Genomic DNA, 15,556 nt, shown 5'->3' on the forward strand with positions numbered 1-15,556 from the left:
CCGAGTGGATTTCGGCACTTCGCTATCCCGTAGGAGACGCCGGTTTCTGCTGCGGAACCTGGCGTGAAGTGAAAAGCGGCATCTTGGATGGAAGGGATTCCTTGAAGTAAAGCGACACCCTCAACCGATCCGGCCACGAGACTCCTGTGGGAGCAGCGAAGCGACACGAGCCGAAGACCCTGGAGCGAACGCAGTGAATGTTTTTTCAATTTGCGACGAGTAATCGCAGGAGCAAGTGAAGCGGCTGAGGCCGTGCCCACGGAAAGCGAAGTGGCCGGACCGGTTGGGGGTAATACCGTCTTATTCATTTCAAGCACACTTTGTCCCCAGTCTGAGAGCTGCTTCCAAAAATGGAAGCAGCTCTTTTTTGAAAAGCCCGAGTGTCTTTATTGCCTCCATTCAACTCGATTACAGGCGTTTATTAAAGTGATGAATCGGGAAGGTGTAGGAGAAAATCAACTAAATGAAGGATGGATTTACTATGCGATATGACTGCGCTATTATCGGGGGCGGACCAGCTGGATTGAATGCGGCATTGGTACTTGGAAGATCAAGAAGGAATGTGATCCTGTTTGATGATGACAGCGGCCGGAATCTGGTGACGAGGGAATCTCATGGGTTTATTACACGAGATGGGATTAAACCGGCTGAATTCAAACGCTTGGCGCATAAAGACATTGCAAAATACGATTCCGTTGAAATAAAGCAAGACCGGGTTATGACAATTAACCGCATCACGGAAACCCATTACGAATTAACCACTTCCAGCGGAAAAACATACCATAGCATCAAAATTATTTTGGCTACCGGCTTAAAAGAACAGCAGCCCAATATACCGGATATTGAAAAGTTTTATGGGACTTCTTTATTCAGCTGCCCGTATTGTGATGGATGGGAATTGCGCGACCAGCCGCTGGCGGTTATCGCAGATAAAAGCGTCTTTGAACTGGCGAAAAAAGTTTATACGTGGAGCCGGGATTTAGTGGTTTTCACAAATGGGGAAGGGCGGCTTGAACTGGAAGACCGCGACAAGCTTATCGCTAAAGGCATTAAAGTCCGTGAAGATCTCATAGATGGGCTGGAAGGAGAAAATGGACAATTACGAAGCGTCAGACTTGAAGACGGCACGCTGGTTGACCGGATAGGCGGCTTTGTCACGCCTCTTTGGAACCACGCTGCTGACTTTGGCAAAGAGCTAGGCTGTGAAGAAAACCAGTATGGCGGCATCAAAACCGATGAATATGGCCGCACCAATGTGTGGAATGTGTATGCCGCAGGAGATGCTTCGCTCATTGTTCCGGCCCAGCTGGTCATTGCAGCGGGCGAAGGAAGTGCAGCGGCAATCGGCGTGAATGGCGATTTAACGAATGAATACTTTGATGCCGAAGAATAAAGTAAAGCTGCATTTCGTGATAGCTTCTTTTAGCTATAAGAGCGAGAACGTAAAAAGGTTGCCTATACGGCAGCCTTTTTTTGCTGATTGATAAAAAATTTCCTCCAAAGAAAATACTGCCCTAAAAACAGCAGAAGCGCAGTAAATCCTAGGTTTAGGTAATACCAGATTCCACTGCCGAAGAAATTTAGCGGTGTTGTGGCATTAGGCAGCCGGGAAAGATATAAATAATTAGAGCCGGTAAGCGGATTGACGATAAAGCCGATTATCATTGCATAAAGGAGAAGCAGGGAATAGACCATAAAAACGGAACGAAGTGTGATAGAGGATGGCTTCCATAGCGCCAAAAACAAGCAAGCCCAAGGAATGGACATATGGTGGATAAAGAATTTCCAAAACCGGTAATGTTGAAAATCATAAGGAAGATCGGGTGTAATGAGTGTTAGAACCGCTGGGAAAATGCCGATGAAAAAGGAGATTTGAATCCATGTACGGTGCAGTGTCACAAGCCCGATCATTGCCGTGATCGATGCAATGCCGCATAAATGGAGAGGAATGTGTCTGCTAACACTCCAAACATCATTTGAGATTGCCCAAGTTTGATAAGAGATTTCAGAAAAAAGCAGCAGCATAAACAAAGCCCAACGCAGCTGTGAGAAGAAGGAAGAGGATTCACGAAGCTGTTTTTTTCGGATGATCAGGAAAAAAAGGCCGGAAGCAGCTATCGCAAGCATGAGTAAATGGCTTATCGAAAAAGGATAGAAAATTGAAGTAGACGTGGCACCAAACCAGTTGTCCATATGGATCCTCCTTTAAGCATATAACTATTATATGGAAATTGTAGCACCTGATCCGTTTTTTCGTCTAACTTTTTTTCGGAACACCAAACCTTTGCTTGTTGAATTAAAAATAAGTTAAACTTTACTCAACCGTAAGACAGGAGGCGAATAGATATGGACCGTGAAAATTTATTGTCCTCTATCACTTACATTGACACGGAACGTTCAATCGAAGCCGGTGAAATAAAACTCATCCATACAAAGTATGACCTCCATTTATATGAAGATACTCTGGTCGCTCCCACCACCCACTACCATTTGGAGAATGTATGGGATATTTCATATAAATCATTCTCCGAGGATGCTAATTTGCTTTATCTGCACACGCACCGAGGCGTAGTGACGTATAAAGTGTACGAAGATCCCGGGCGATTTGTGACGACTTTCAAAAAATTAAAAAATGCGCATTACTGAAGAAGACAGGCTCTTAGCTTGTCTTCTTTTGTGTTAAAATTTAGAAAAAAGGGGGCTGAATGAATGGATAATGATTACGCAATCGGTTGGGGTACGCTGGCACTCATTAATGCAGGCATTGCGCAGGGGAAAAACCGGAGCGGACTCAACTGGTTTTTGTTGTCTCTTTTAATGGGCCCGTTTGCTACACTGGTGCTGGTTGTTTTTGAAAAATTGCCTTATGAAGGGAGCCGATGAACATGACAGAAACTATCAAGACTGCAGATGCATGGGTCGACAAGGTAAATGCAAAAGACATTGAAGGCATGCTGGAAGTTTCAGATCACAATATCGAACTGATGGGGCCAAGGGGATCGGCAGTCGGACATGACACATTGCAGCAGTGGGCAGAGGAATCCGGCATTCATTTGACTACCGTCACCCGCTATGCAAAAGGCAATAAAGTGGTTTTTGAACAAGAAGGCACATGGCAAGACCAAAACGGCAAAGTCACCGTCTTCACATTCATGGAGGTCAAAAACGGTAAAGTGGTGAGGATTTCCCGGTTCGACACATTGGATGACGCATTTGGCGACAGCGGATTGAGCGAAGAAGATGAAATTTAATCTTTTGAAAGTGGTTCCAAAACCAGGAGCCACTTTTTAATGTTCTATAAACATAAAAAAACCAGTCCCGGTTGCTGACTGGTTTTGCTGACTTATTTTATTTCGTTTTGTATCAATTCGTTTAAATCCGCCCATTGTTTAATGCGCGGCAATTCCACGTGGCGGTTGTAGGACTGGTCTTTGACCATCACTTTCAGCGTTTTGCGTGACAATGTATCAACCACTGCGGGCTTGTCATCAAAATAGTAATCGAGCTGCAATTCTTCAATAATATGCACTTTTTCAGCGTCTTTCATGCCACAGTAAAACTGATCATCACGAACAGGAAAGCCTTGCTGCTTCAGCCAAGCTTTTGTTTTTTCTGCATGTTTTGCTGGACGGGCCGTTATGTAGAAAATTTCATGGCCTTCCCGGTCAAGCTGCTGCAAAAGTTCAACGGCTCCGGGATAAGTGGGGCAGTCGGTATAGTACAGTTCATCCAAAACGCTGTTCCACATGACAGATCCTTCTTCATCACTCATATCAAAAAGTTCATGGATTTCCACGCGGTCAAGTGCGTGAAAAAGATCGATGGCCACTTCTCGCCCTAATTTCTTTTGATACAGCCTAAAAGCAAATTCGCGTAAGTTGATCAATGTATCGTCAATGTCAAATCCAAATTTCATGATTAAACTCCTTTTTTCACCGGATATCCGGTGAATTTAAAATCTTTCCCCATTTTGAAGAATTCCCCGTCTTCCAATTCAACCGCTTCTTTCATCAGGTCAAATCCGGAACCTTCCAAAAAGGTCGGTGCATTTTTGCCGCCGATTAATTTGGGTGCAAAATACAAAACCACTTTATCAATCAAATCATTTTCTAAAAATGCAGCATTGATTGTGCCACCGCCTTCGATGAATAACGAAGAGATGGATTGCTCGCCTAAGACGCGCACGACATCACGGACATCAACACGGGTTTCACCGCCAGTCTCAAAAACTTTGATGCCCAATGCTTCCAACGCGAGGCGTTTTCCCTGGTCGTATTGTTTGCTGGTGAAAATCCAGGTTTCCGCCAAGCCATCTGTTGCCAGCTTGGCATCAAGAGGAATCCGCAATGTAGAATCCAGGACAACTCGAATCGGATTGCGGCCATTCGGGATGCGGGAAGTCAATTCGGGATCATCTGCAATGACTGTGCCGACTCCTACCAAAATGGCCCGGTTTTCGCTGCGCAGCACATGGACATCATGGCGCGCTTCTTCCGATGTGATCCATTTGCTGTCGAGTGTATGCGATGCGATTTTGCCGTCTAATGTAGCGGCTGCTTTTAAGGTTACGAAAGGAAGTTGCGTAACGATGTATTTATTGAAGACTTCATTCATTTTTTTAGATTCTTCTTCACGGATTCCGACAACCACTTCAATGCCAGCTTCTTCCAGCATTTTCACACCGTTTCCAGCGACAATCGGATTAGGATCAAGAGTCGCAATGACCACTTTCTTAAGGCCTGCCTCAACGATGGCGGCTGCACAAGGGCCGGTGCGGCCGTGGTGGGAGCAAGGCTCTAATGTGACATAAATTGTCCCTCCGCGTGCAGCATCTCCAGCCATGCGCAGCGCATGGATTTCTGCATGTGGCTCTCCTGCTTTCAAATGGGCGCCAATGCCGACAATGCGATTGTCATTGACAATGACCGAGCCGACTAACGGATTAGGATCTGTTTGGCCTTTCATGGTCCGTGCATTATTCAACGCCAAGTCCATATAAAATTCATGGTTTGACATGGACCGCATCCTCCTCGTCTTTCAAGTGGCCTGAGCGATTGATTTTTGTTTGCAAATACTCAGAATTATATTCAGACTTATCTCCCCAAAGTGAAATGCGTCCGGCTATTTCAAGGTCCGAATTTTCCAGTGCTGTTATTTTTTTCGGGTTATTAGTCATTAATGTAACCGGCTTTGTACGCAATGATTTCAATACCGCAATGGCGTCTTCATAATTACGTGAATCATCAACAAACCCAAGGCTTTCATTTGCTTCAACGGTATCATAGCCGTTCTCTTGGAGAACATAAGCCATCGCTTTGCTGAACAGACCGATGCCACGGCCTTCGTGGTTCGCCAAGTAAAATAGCGCACCGGTTCCGTGGTCGACAATCTGTTTCATCGATTGCTTTAATTGGAAGCCGCAATCGCATCGCTTGCTGCCGAAAATATCCCCGGTGTGGCAAATGGAATGCATACGGATCAAAGCTTCTTCGCTGTTTTCAAAATCCCCATATACCAATACACTGGACTGCTGATATTCAGCCAGATTGGAAGACGATAATTTTTCGATAATGCTCTCGTAGTCACTAGTTATTTCATCTTGTTTTAACCAGCTATACCACTGGAATACCACTGTTTCTCCATATAAGTTCACTGGCAGCCGGATTGGGCCGACTACGTATATCGCTTCATTATCCATTGTAATCAAATTAATTTTATCTTTTAGAACGTCGAACACTTTCGGTTCAAGTTTAATTGATGTCATTTCTATTCCCCCTATAGTAAGAGTTTCTTTAAATCATGAAGTTATTATACTACAATTAGTTACTAATAGTAAGTGATTAGTTTGCAAGATATTCGAATATAAAAACCATTATCCATTAAACAATAATTATTATCAATTAAACGTAGAGACTTTGAGAGCTTAATGATTTTAATTCTCAACTAATTATTAGTATTCTCATGTGTTTTGCATTTAAAATACGGGTATGGTATAGTATCTACATTAGAATGATTATAAATAAGAAAGTGGAGGGATTTATGATGTTGCCACCAAAACTCACTTTGGCATTAAATGATCAATTCAATAATGAATTACAAGCGGCTCATTCGTATACCGCAATGGCGGCGTATTTTTCGAAAAAAGGATATCACGGATTTGCCAATTTTTATTTAGTGCAATCAAGAGAAGAACATGAACACGCCATGAAATTTTATGATTACTTAGTGACGATGGATGAAAAACCGGTATTGCAGGCATTAACAGAACCGAAAAATGATTACGTCAATGCCATGGATGTTCTGCACAGTTCACTGGCCCAGGAAAAAGACGTGACCAGCAATATTTATGCATTGGTGACGTTGGCTGACGAACTGCAGGAACATTCAACTTTGTCGTTCCTGGACTGGTTTATTGAAGAACAAATGGAAGAAGAAAAAATGTTCCGTGACATCATCACCCGTATGACCCATATCGAAGAAGGCGGAGAATACTTCTTGAAAATGAATGATGACTTTGCAGCACGCAGACTGGAAGAATGATTAGTTTAAAACAGCACACGGCTGACTGTGTGCTGTTTTATTTTTAAGGAAGTGAATGGCATGACCATCCCGTACAAACCAGCTATCCATTTTAATGATGTACATTATTCGGTTGGCGATATACATATATTAAAAGGGATTACTGGATCTTTTCCCGAAAGTAAAATCACCACTTTGGTAGGGCCGTCAGGGGCGGGCAAGACTACTTTATTGAAATTATGCAATGGCTTATTATCTCCTAAGTCTGGAGAAATTTATATAAAAGACAAAGCGATCGAAAATTATGAACCGGTGGAACTGCGCCGGCTTATTGGAATGGCTTTGCAAGGGGCCCCAATGGTGAGCGGAACGGTTTATGATAATTTAAACTTGCCGCTGGAGCTGCAGGGAAAAAAGCTGGCAGAAAAAGATGCAGCGGCTTTGTTGCATGATGTTGGTTTAGAAGAACAATTTCTGAACCGCAATGTAAAAGAATTGTCCGGCGGCCAGCGCCAGAAAGTTTCAATAGCCCGTACACTTGTAAACAACCCGGAAGTGCTGCTGCTCGATGAAATTACATCGTCTTTGGATCGTACTTCTTTAAAGGAAATTGAAGAACTGATTGCAAAAATCAACCAGAAGTATAAGACGACTATTATCTGGATTACACATAATCTCCAGCAAGCGCTGGAAATCGGCGATTACACATGGGTGATGATGGCCGGAGAAGTGATTGAAACCGGTGAAAGTGAATTGCTGAAAAATCCCGTTAATGACCAAGTCAAACGCTTCGTTAGGGGGGAAGCGGGATGAGTTATTTTACTTTATCGCTGACGCTGATTTTTGTATTGATTCCGCTGGTGCTGTCCAAGACTTTTAATCTAGGGCTCGAAAAAGACACGCTGATCGCCACTATTCGTTCTATTATTCAATTGCTGGCAGTCGGTTATGTATTGAAGTTCGTTTTCGATTCCGATAGCCTTATCTATATTTTCCTGATGGTGACCTTGATGATCGTCGCGGCAACACATAATGCACAGAAAAAAGGAGCGGCCATACAAGGCATTGTTGTAAAGATTGCAGTCACGTTAGTGCTTGTGGAAGTGCTGACTCAAAGCATTTTAATCGGCTTTAATATTACACCGCCAACCGCCCAGTACATCATCCCGATTAGCGGTATGGTCATTGGCAACTCGATGGTGCTGTCTATCCTGTTTCTGAACCGCTTTACTGCAGAAGTAGAAGCAAATCAAGACCAGACGGAACTGATTCTGTCTCTTGGCGGAACACCGAAACAAGCGATCCATAGACAATTAATTCAGTCGATCAAAGCCAGTATGATTCCTACGATTGAAAGCCAGAAGACCGTTGGGCTCGTCCAGTTGCCCGGTATGATGAGCGGACAAATCATTGCGGGTGCCGATCCGATTCAAGCGGTACAATTTCAATTATTAATTATGTTCCTGTTGTTGACGACAGCTGCGGTAACGAGTGTTTTTCTTGGGTTTTTGTCTTACCCGACATTGTTTAACCAACGCATGCAATTCTTAAAAAGCTGACCTGAATTTCAGGTCAGCTTTTTTCGTATCGTTAAGAAGGAAAGAAAGTATCAACTTCAAATTTTTCTGACCCAGGCAACTTTTCAAGCAAAGAAGATCCGAATAACAGTGCGGGGCTGGAACTGCCGCCGGGAAATTCCCCGGCCATCAAACGGCTGACAGCTTCAAGAGCTCCGTAAACGGTTAAATCGTAAACATTGGCAGTTTGTATCCGGGCTACTTTGATAATTCCAGCTTTGTTTCGCACTTCTCCCCAAATATAAGCGGGTGAGTTTGCACGGAATATTTCATCCGGTCCGCTTACCCGCCGTTCCACCCAATCCTTGAGTAGGTTTTGCAAAAAGGAAGATGCCAGCAGAGGCTGCAGGCCAGCCGTTAATCCGGCTCCAGCAGCAAGCGCTTTAGGAAACGGCACCCATGTTGAAATATTTGGGATTCCGGTGGTATAAAAAGCGGTTGCCACATCTCCCCACGGAATGCCCATCGCAGAGCGCCGCCCTCTGCCAAAATCGATGGTCCGGCGCTGGCTGCCGAGCGGCACGGCTGTTAGTTTGCCTGCTTTGCGCTCGGCACTGCCGGAGCCAAGCCCTTGAATCATAGTTTTATAAGTTCCTGGAGAAATGCCGGAGTCTGATTCAAAACCAAGAGCAAGGTGGGTGGCATCAGGCATCAGCTCTTTTAGTTTCAGCGCTGTGCAATCTGTTGGAATGATGTCAAAACCGACGCCTGAACAAAGGACAATTCCGGCTCTTTTCGCCCGGTCATGCTGAGCGTGCGTATGTTCGAATACGGGGATTTCTCCAGTGATGTCCATGTAATGTGCCTTGGCCGAAAGACAGCCCTCAATCATCAAAGCGCTTGTTTCGCTGAAAGGGCCGGCGCAATGCAGCACGGCATCGATGCCGGATAAGCTGTCTGCAATTTTTTCGTCGATTGCAAATACGCGCATCTCAAGATTCAATTCTTCTGCCAGGGGCTTGAGCTTTTGCAGATTTCGTCCGGCAAGTATCGGCTTCATCCCGCGCTTTACCGCTTCGCGTGCAATTAGTTCGCCAGTATAACCGTAAGCTCCATAAAGCAGCCAATTTTTCTTCATCCAATTTTTCCTCCTTGAGCCTTTCATTTCGCGGAGTTTATAAAATTCTCCGGACAGGCAAATTTGTGTCTTAAAAGATGTTCTCCCTTTATTAAGTTGATTTATATAAGAGGAATTAATAATTTATAGCAGTAGTTGTTCCGCCAAACAGCAACGCTCTTTCATGTTTCGAAGTTAGCGCAGCGATGATCAGACAGAAACAATACGGTTTTCTTCGTTGTTTGGCTCCATAAATTAGACTTGAATAATGATATCGTATTAGTGAATATAGTGGCATTTCTCCAGTGGAATTGCGAGCTTTTCGCCTAATGTTTCTTAAGAAACAAAAAGGGGCATGCTAATGATAAAAAGCGGCGTTTTTCAAAAGGAGGCGTACCGATGGATAATGTTCATTTAATTCCTTACCGTGTTGAAGAAATCACCATTGCGGCTGCGCAGATTCCACAAGGAGTGCAAATGATTCAAGCGCCAGCTGTCTGGGAGCAGGCAAGGCATGGCAGAGGCAATGTGCTTGCCATTTTAGATACCGGCTGCCAGCGCGATCATCCGGATTTGCAGGGCCAGATTATTGATGGCAGAAACTTTACACCGGATTATCGCGGCGACACAGCGAATTTTGAAGACAATCATGGCCATGGCACTCATGTTGCTGGGACCGCTGCGGCATCTTTACGGCAGGAAGGCGGTATCGCTGGAGTTGCACCTGGAGCAAAGCTGTTGGTTTTAAAAGTATTAAACAGCGAAGGAAGCGGAGATTATGCAGGGATTATCAACGGCATCAATTATGCAATCGATTGGGAGGGGCCGAATGGAGAAAAGACAAGCGTGATTTCCATGTCGCTAGGAGGGCCGGAAGATGTTGCGGAACTCCACAGAGCTGTGAAGCGGGCGGTTGATTCGGGAATCCCGATTGTATGCGCAGCAGGCAACGAAGGAGACAATAGTCCGGCGACGGATGAATATGCCTATCCGGGTGCGTACCCAGAAGTGATTCAAGTAGGAGCAGTCGACTTTAACCGCAAAATTGCTTCCTTCAGCAACTCCAACGATGAAATCGATCTAGTTGCGCCTGGCGTTCGTATTTATTCCACGTTTCTGGGCGGCAAGTATGCCACGCTGTCAGGCACATCGATGGCTACCCCTCATGTGACAGGCGCCTTGGCTTTGATTAAAAATATAGCAGAAGAAGAGTTTGCCAGAAAACTGACGGAAGCCGAACTTTACGCTCAGCTTGTGCGCCGGACGATTCCGCTTGGCTATCCGAAAACAGCCGAAGGAAATGGGCTGCTTGCTTTGGATGCGCTGGAAAAATTTGAGCAGCTGTTTAAACAAGTGAACTCATCTAACATTCGGGCAGACCAGAAAAACAGCGGCTGATGGTTCCGTTTTTCACTTGTATAGGGTTTGGAGGCTGTGAGCCGCACTAAGAAAGAACAGCTAGTCCTCTCTTTGGCATTGGGCTTAAAAAAGCTTGGTCTCTTCTATATGAGAGATCAAGTTTTTATTGTGTCAGGAGATTTCGGGAGAATACCGCCCAGAATCTGGGACTTTATACCACTTAATGGTTGTTCTGTATTGACGCTCCTTTGCTTAAATGATTTAATTGTTTTTAGATTCAGAAAAATAAAACTTCAAAGGGGTGTTGAATTTGGCAAAGACGATAGCAGGAAGTGAAGACCGCATTGCTCAGTCGAAAGGAAAGACTCAGACAAAAGACGGGAAAGCTTCTTCAAAAGCAAGGGAGGAAGGGCATATCCCGGATTTTGAAGAAATCGAATCATCAGCAGGTTTCAAAGATTTGATGAAGAAGAAAAAAGCTTTTCTTATTCCAACCACTATATTGTTCTTAGGACTATATCTATTATTTAATATTATTATTTCATATACCAATCTCCTGGATGCCAAGTTTATCGGCGATATTTCTTGGGTGTGGGTATTTGCCTTTGGATTATTTGCTATGACCTGGATTCTTGTAACCGTATACATGAAGAGAGCGGCCAAGTTTGATGAAATGGCTTGGGAAACGTTAAAAGAATTCAATTATGACAAGGAGGAAAATCGATGAATGCTACAGTAATCATTATCTTTTTAATCATCGTGGGCATGACCCTTGTCATTACTTACTTTGCCGCAAAGCGAACCAACACTACCAGCGACTTTTATACGGCAGGCGGCGGCTTGACGGGCTGGCAAAACGGAATGGCGATTGCAGGGGATTATTTGTCAGCTGCCTCATTTCTGGGGATTGCCGGATCTATTGCATTGTTCGGTTTTGACGGATTCCTGTTTTCCATCGGTTATCTAGTTGCTTATTTAGTTGTTTTGTTCGTTGTGGCAGAGCCACTTCGAAACCTTGGAAAATTTACTTTGGCGGATATGATCAATGCGCGTTTTAATGCCAAGAAAGTACGCGGCGCTGCTGCATTAAGTTCAATTACCATTGTTATTTTCTATATGATCGCCCAACTTGTAGGGGCCGGTGCACTTATTCAATTGCTGTTTGGAATCGATTATTTATGGGCGGTCCTGCTCGTTGGTATTATGATGACAATCTATGTCCTTTTCGGAGGTATGACAGCTACAAGCTGGGTTCAAATTATTAAAGCCGTCCTTTTGATGGTTGGTACGGTCATCCTGTCGTTCTTGGTGCTGCAGCGCTTCGACTTCAGTATCCTGGAAATGTTTGCTCAAGTGAAAACGGCAACTCCGCATGGAGAAGCTTTCTTAAATCCTGGAGTAAAATACAAAATTCCGTTAGACACGATTTCGCTAATGCTGGCTTTGGTGCTTGGTACAGCAGGCTTGCCGCATATCCTAATGCGCTTCTTTACCGTTAGGGATGCGAAAACTGCCAGAAGTTCCGTTATGTGGGCAACTTGGATTGTCGGAATCTTCTACGTTATGACGATTTTCCTTGGATTCGGTGCTGCTGCTTTTGTAGGGTCAGAAAAGATCATCAGCACAAATGCTGCCGGAAATATGGCGGCACCGCTGCTGGCCCAAGCATTAGGCGGAGACATTTTGATGTCCTTTATTTCAGCGGTTGCATTTGCTACCATCTTAGCGGTTGTAGCCGGGTTGGTACTATCGGGTGCTTCAGCATTTGCTCACGATATTTACGGCCAGATTATTAAAAAAGGAAAAGCGACCGAGCGCCAGCAAATGCTGGCTGCCCGCTATGCATCTGTTGGAGTGGCGGTTTTATCCATTTTGCTAGCGATTTTTGCGCAAAGCTTGAATGTAGCGTTTTTAGTTTCATTGGCATTTTGTATTGCAGCAAGCGCAAACTTGCCGGTTATTGTCTACACAATTTTCTGGAAAAAATTCAATACTACTGGAGCTGTTTCTGCCATCTTAACAGGCTTGATTTCAGCGCTGGTTCTAGTATCAATCAGCCCGAGCGTTATGAATCCGGAAGCGGGAGCTGCGATTTTGACCGGCAACCCGATCTTCCCATTGACGAATCCGGCTATTGTCTCAATCCCGCTTGGCTTTATCGGCGGCTTGGTCGGCACGCTTGTCTCTAAAGAAAGCGACCTCAAGAGATTTGCAGAAGTTAAAGTCCGTGCCAATACAGGCGGCTTTAGACAGCTTTAATAAAAACAAGCCGGTTTCCTGTTAATCCAGGAAGCCGGCTTGTTTATTTTTTTGCAGAAAATTATGGACAATTTCATTAAATTCCGGAAATTTCTTTGGGGGCACTTCATGGGATATCCCTTTGACATAGATAACTTCGACGTTGCGAGCCGCTTTGAGATAAGGTTTGCGATGGCGATGCATCGTCTTTTCCAAATCGCCGTATATGAGTAGAATCGGCATAGTCAAACGATGGAGGAAAGGCGTGGCATTGTAATGCAACCCGGCTTTGCAGTATTCATATACTTTCTCACCATCCGCTTTTTTGGCATAATCAAAAAGTTCTTGTTCATCCCTTTTAAAGTATTTATGAGTTTTTGCCTGCATTTTAGCGACTGTCGGAATTCGACGAAGTTTCGCCATCACCATTCCAAAATAAACTTTGCTTTTTAAGCTCAGGTGATCGACTTTTGGATAGCCTCCGGACAAAATCAAGGCAGAGGTATGCTCCGGATAAAGCAAAGCGAATTCCTGGGCAATCGTCCCGCCATTGGAAAATCCGCAAATCACCGCTTTGGAGATGCCGATTTTATCTAACAACTTCTTTAAATCATTAGCTAAAAGATCAATCGACAGCGACGTATTTCCACGTGAACTTTGGCCATGGCCCCGAAGGTCATAAAAAATGGTTTGCCAGGAATGTGCCAGTTTTTCCTGGTGTTTAAAAACTTTATAACCCAGCACAGGCGGATGGATGAAAACAATGGGCACTCCTTCGCCTTCTACACGGTAGTACAAGGACACTGAGTCTTCAATTGTGGCATATGGCATTGGTAGGCTCCGTTCTATTATAGAATAGGGTAAAGGCATAAGCGGAATGATTGAAAGACAGGCTTATTAGTTCGCTTTACGGGTGGTACAAGTTTATACCCCGTCTATTGAAGTTTCGAAACAAAACGATTGCTTAAAAGTCAGCATCAGCTAGAGGTTCGGCAAATTGATGGCCCTGCCTGAAAACATCGCAATCACTCTATGGAAATAATGTTCTGTTGGGGAGGGGGGGCAAGCTGACGTTATGAAGGTCTTCCAGCTGCTTGACAACCCGGTCAAAACTATCGGTGCTTAAAGCAAAATAGTTTGGCAGTTGTAGAATCAGCTTTTTTGATAAAGTCGTTTTACCGGAGCTGGCTATTCATTTTATAAAATAATCGTTCCTTTAGCCCTAATTCTTCCTCCAAGATAAAATATTTGGTAATGGCAGTTTATCTCCTAACTTTCTGCAAGGTAAACTAATATAAAATTAGCCCATTCAATAAAATATTATGGTAGAATTTCTTCATATGCGTTTAATACGAGCTTTTATTTAGAAAGAGCAGGTGCAAAGATGATTGTCGGTATAGATGCAGGCGGAACTTTGATTAAAGTGGCGTACTCGGAGAACGGCTCGTCGCAATTCACAAAGTATCCAATTGCAGAAATTGAGCAGGTTGCCGCTTGGGTTAATGAGTTGGATAATCCAGAAGTTTGTTTAACTGGAGGGAAATCTGGTGTATTGCGTTCCCTTTTGACTAAAGAAGCAAAGGAAATGGTGGAGTTTGAAGCTACACACCAAGGCGTCCAATTCCTGCTTGACCAAATGGGCCGCGAGGAAGCGGTCTACGTAGTCACAAACGTTGGCACAGGAACGTCCATCCATTGCATCCAAAACAACGCACAGGAGCGCCTTGGAGGCACTGGAGTCGGCGGTGGAACGTTGGTCGGGCTGAGCCATTTGCTGACAGGTATAACTGATTTTGAAGAAATTGTGGAATTGGCAAGCAAAGGTTCGAGAGATCGTATCGATTTGAAAGTAAAACACATTTATGAAGACAAAGAACCGCCGATACCGGGCGATCTGACCGCCAGCAATTTTGGCAATGATTTATTTTCTGTTGCCGGAGAGTTATCCAAAGAAGAACTGCTAGCAACGGTTGTCGGGCTTGTCGGGGAAACTGTGAGTACTTTAAGTGTCATAGCAGCTCGCCAGTGCCAGAGTTCGACTGTTATTTATATTGGCTCGTCTTTTATCCACAATCCGTTATTAAAAGAAGTGGTGGAGACCTATACAATTTTACGAGGTTCAAAGCCGTTGTTCCTGGAAAACGGAGAATTCTCAGGAGCAGTTGGCGCGATGATCAGCTTAACATAAAAAAGATGGCGCACGATGCGCCATCTTTTTATTTTACTCACTGATAATATCAAGTTTTTCCCGGATGTCTGTGCGTTCGCGTTTTTCCGGAATATGATCTGGATAGCCGATCATCATGGTGGCAACAATTTTTTCTCCAGGCGCTACTCCGACGGCTTCCCGGAACACTGGATCATAAATCCAGTCATTAGAACGCCAAATCATGCCAATGCCTCGAGCCCAAGCTGCAAGCTGGAAATTCTGGAGGAGCGAAGAGATCGCGCCGTAATCCTCGTCCCATCGTCTTTGCCGGGGATCTTCCGGCATGATGACAACCAAATGCAAGGGAATGTCACGGAAGTACTGGGCTTTATTCAATACTTTCGGTGAAATCGCACCATCTATTTTTGGCATGGAATCGATAAAAGCTTGAACAAATTTCTCCTTGCCGGCTCCTGTATACAATTGGAAACGCCAAGGCTGGTTCACTTTATGGTTCGGTGCCCATTTGGCAATATTCAATAACTCGATAATTTCTTCCACATCAACTGGATCTTTCTTGAATTTCTTAATGGTCCGGCGTTCCATGATGTTTTGATCTATTGGATTCTGCATCTATATTCTCTCCTTTTATCACAC

The 15,556-nt window shown here is 44.3% G+C and carries 18 protein-coding genes; 11 read left to right on the forward strand and 7 right to left on the reverse strand.

The features are described from left to right. Positions 1–481: 481 nt before the first annotated feature. The gene (locus QWY16_RS01320) at positions 482–1,393 is read left to right on the forward strand and encodes an NAD(P)/FAD-dependent oxidoreductase (protein ID WP_300993223.1); all 912 of its coding nucleotides are present in this window, start codon (positions 482–484) and stop codon (positions 1,391–1,393) included. A gap of 62 nt (positions 1,394–1,455) precedes the next feature. On the opposite strand, the gene QWY16_RS01325 is transcribed toward QWY16_RS01320, so the two are convergent. Beyond that, a complete protein-coding gene (locus QWY16_RS01325; protein ID WP_300991058.1) occupies positions 1,456–2,193 on the reverse strand; it encodes a YwaF family protein in 738 nt (245 codons plus the stop codon). A gap of 153 nt (positions 2,194–2,346) precedes the next feature. On the opposite strand from QWY16_RS01325, the gene QWY16_RS01330 reads away from it, so the two are divergent. From QWY16_RS01330 to QWY16_RS01340, 3 genes are all read left to right on the forward strand, one after another. Beyond that, positions 2,347–2,646 carry a hypothetical protein gene (locus tag QWY16_RS01330; protein ID WP_300991059.1) on the forward strand — a complete coding sequence of 100 codons (300 nt, stop codon included), beginning with the start codon at positions 2,347–2,349 and terminating at the stop codon, positions 2,644–2,646. 63 nt (positions 2,647–2,709) lie between these two features. Beyond that, positions 2,710–2,883, forward strand: coding sequence for a hypothetical protein (locus tag QWY16_RS01335; RefSeq protein WP_300991060.1), 174 nt, complete (start codon positions 2,710–2,712; stop codon positions 2,881–2,883). A gap of 2 nt (positions 2,884–2,885) precedes the next feature. Beyond that, positions 2,886–3,251 (forward strand): nuclear transport factor 2 family protein, encoded by a 366-nt coding sequence (locus QWY16_RS01340; RefSeq protein ID WP_300991061.1) that lies wholly within the window; start codon positions 2,886–2,888, stop codon positions 3,249–3,251. A 92-nt stretch (positions 3,252–3,343) separates the two neighbouring features. Here the strand turns inward: QWY16_RS01340 and QWY16_RS01345 are convergent, their stop codons facing one another. Genes QWY16_RS01345 through QWY16_RS01355 form a run of 3 tightly spaced genes read right to left on the reverse strand, consistent with a single transcriptional unit; the run spans position 3,344 to position 5,764 of the window. Then, positions 3,344–3,916, reverse strand: coding sequence for a 5' nucleotidase, NT5C type (locus QWY16_RS01345; RefSeq protein ID WP_300991062.1), 573 nt, complete (start codon positions 3,914–3,916; stop codon positions 3,344–3,346). Positions 3,917–3,918: 2 nt separating this feature from the next. Next, on the reverse strand, positions 3,919–5,016 hold the full coding sequence (gene ribD / locus QWY16_RS01350) for a bifunctional diaminohydroxyphosphoribosylaminopyrimidine deaminase/5-amino-6-(5-phosphoribosylamino)uracil reductase RibD (RefSeq protein WP_300991063.1): 1,098 nt from the start codon (positions 5,014–5,016) through the stop codon (positions 3,919–3,921). Next, positions 5,003–5,764 carry a GTP cyclohydrolase II gene (locus QWY16_RS01355; RefSeq protein WP_300991064.1) on the reverse strand — a complete coding sequence of 254 codons (762 nt, stop codon included), beginning with the start codon at positions 5,762–5,764 and terminating at the stop codon, positions 5,003–5,005. The genes ribD and QWY16_RS01355 overlap by 14 nt, the downstream gene beginning before the upstream one ends. A 275-nt stretch (positions 5,765–6,039) precedes the next feature. On the opposite strand from QWY16_RS01355, the gene QWY16_RS01360 reads away from it, so the two are divergent. The 3 genes from QWY16_RS01360 to QWY16_RS01370 are packed head-to-tail and all read left to right on the forward strand — an operon-like array spanning position 6,040 to position 8,078. Further along, positions 6,040–6,540, forward strand: coding sequence for a ferritin (locus tag QWY16_RS01360; protein ID WP_300991065.1), 501 nt, complete (start codon positions 6,040–6,042; stop codon positions 6,538–6,540). A 60-nt stretch (positions 6,541–6,600) separates the two neighbouring features. Next, entirely contained in the window at positions 6,601–7,332 is a 732-nt protein-coding gene (locus tag QWY16_RS01365) for an ABC transporter ATP-binding protein (RefSeq protein ID WP_300991066.1), read from the forward strand. Then, a complete protein-coding gene (locus QWY16_RS01370; protein ID WP_300991067.1) occupies positions 7,329–8,078 on the forward strand; it encodes an ABC transporter permease in 750 nt (249 codons plus the stop codon). Before QWY16_RS01365 ends, QWY16_RS01370 begins: the two co-directional genes overlap by 4 nt. Before the next feature lie 31 nt (positions 8,079–8,109). On the opposite strand, the gene QWY16_RS01375 is transcribed toward QWY16_RS01370, so the two are convergent. Further along, the gene (locus tag QWY16_RS01375) at positions 8,110–9,174 is read right to left on the reverse strand and encodes a saccharopine dehydrogenase family protein (protein WP_300991068.1); all 1,065 of its coding nucleotides are present in this window, start codon (positions 9,172–9,174) and stop codon (positions 8,110–8,112) included. Between the two features lie 378 nt (positions 9,175–9,552). On the opposite strand from QWY16_RS01375, the gene QWY16_RS01380 reads away from it, so the two are divergent. From QWY16_RS01380 to QWY16_RS01390, 3 genes are all read left to right on the forward strand, one after another. After that, positions 9,553–10,551: a S8 family peptidase gene (locus QWY16_RS01380; RefSeq protein WP_300991069.1), complete on the forward strand. Its 999-nt coding sequence runs from the start codon at positions 9,553–9,555 to the stop codon at positions 10,549–10,551. A gap of 271 nt (positions 10,552–10,822) precedes the next feature. Then, on the forward strand, positions 10,823–11,239 hold the full coding sequence (locus QWY16_RS01385; RefSeq protein WP_367281332.1) for a DUF485 domain-containing protein: 417 nt from the start codon (positions 10,823–10,825) through the stop codon (positions 11,237–11,239). After that, positions 11,236–12,771, forward strand: coding sequence for a solute symporter family protein (locus tag QWY16_RS01390; protein WP_300991070.1), 1,536 nt, complete (start codon positions 11,236–11,238; stop codon positions 12,769–12,771). Before QWY16_RS01385 ends, QWY16_RS01390 begins: the two co-directional genes overlap by 4 nt. 21 nt (positions 12,772–12,792) lie before the next feature. Here QWY16_RS01390 and QWY16_RS01395 read toward each other — a convergent pair whose 3' ends face one another. After that, positions 12,793–13,581 (reverse strand): alpha/beta fold hydrolase, encoded by a 789-nt coding sequence (locus QWY16_RS01395; protein ID WP_300991071.1) that lies wholly within the window; start codon positions 13,579–13,581, stop codon positions 12,793–12,795. Between the two features lie 553 nt (positions 13,582–14,134). Here QWY16_RS01395 and coaW point away from each other — a divergent pair. After that, positions 14,135–14,938 carry a type II pantothenate kinase gene (gene coaW / locus QWY16_RS01400; protein ID WP_300991072.1) on the forward strand — a complete coding sequence of 268 codons (804 nt, stop codon included), beginning with the start codon at positions 14,135–14,137 and terminating at the stop codon, positions 14,936–14,938. A gap of 33 nt (positions 14,939–14,971) precedes the next feature. Here coaW and QWY16_RS01405 read toward each other — a convergent pair whose 3' ends face one another. After that, entirely contained in the window at positions 14,972–15,532 is a 561-nt protein-coding gene (locus QWY16_RS01405; protein ID WP_300991074.1) for a nitroreductase family protein, read from the reverse strand. Between the last annotated feature and the right edge of the window lie 24 nt (positions 15,533–15,556).

Source organism: Planococcus shenhongbingii (assembly GCF_030413635.1).
GTDB lineage: Bacteria > Bacillota > Bacilli > Bacillales_A > Planococcaceae > Planococcus > Planococcus shenhongbingii.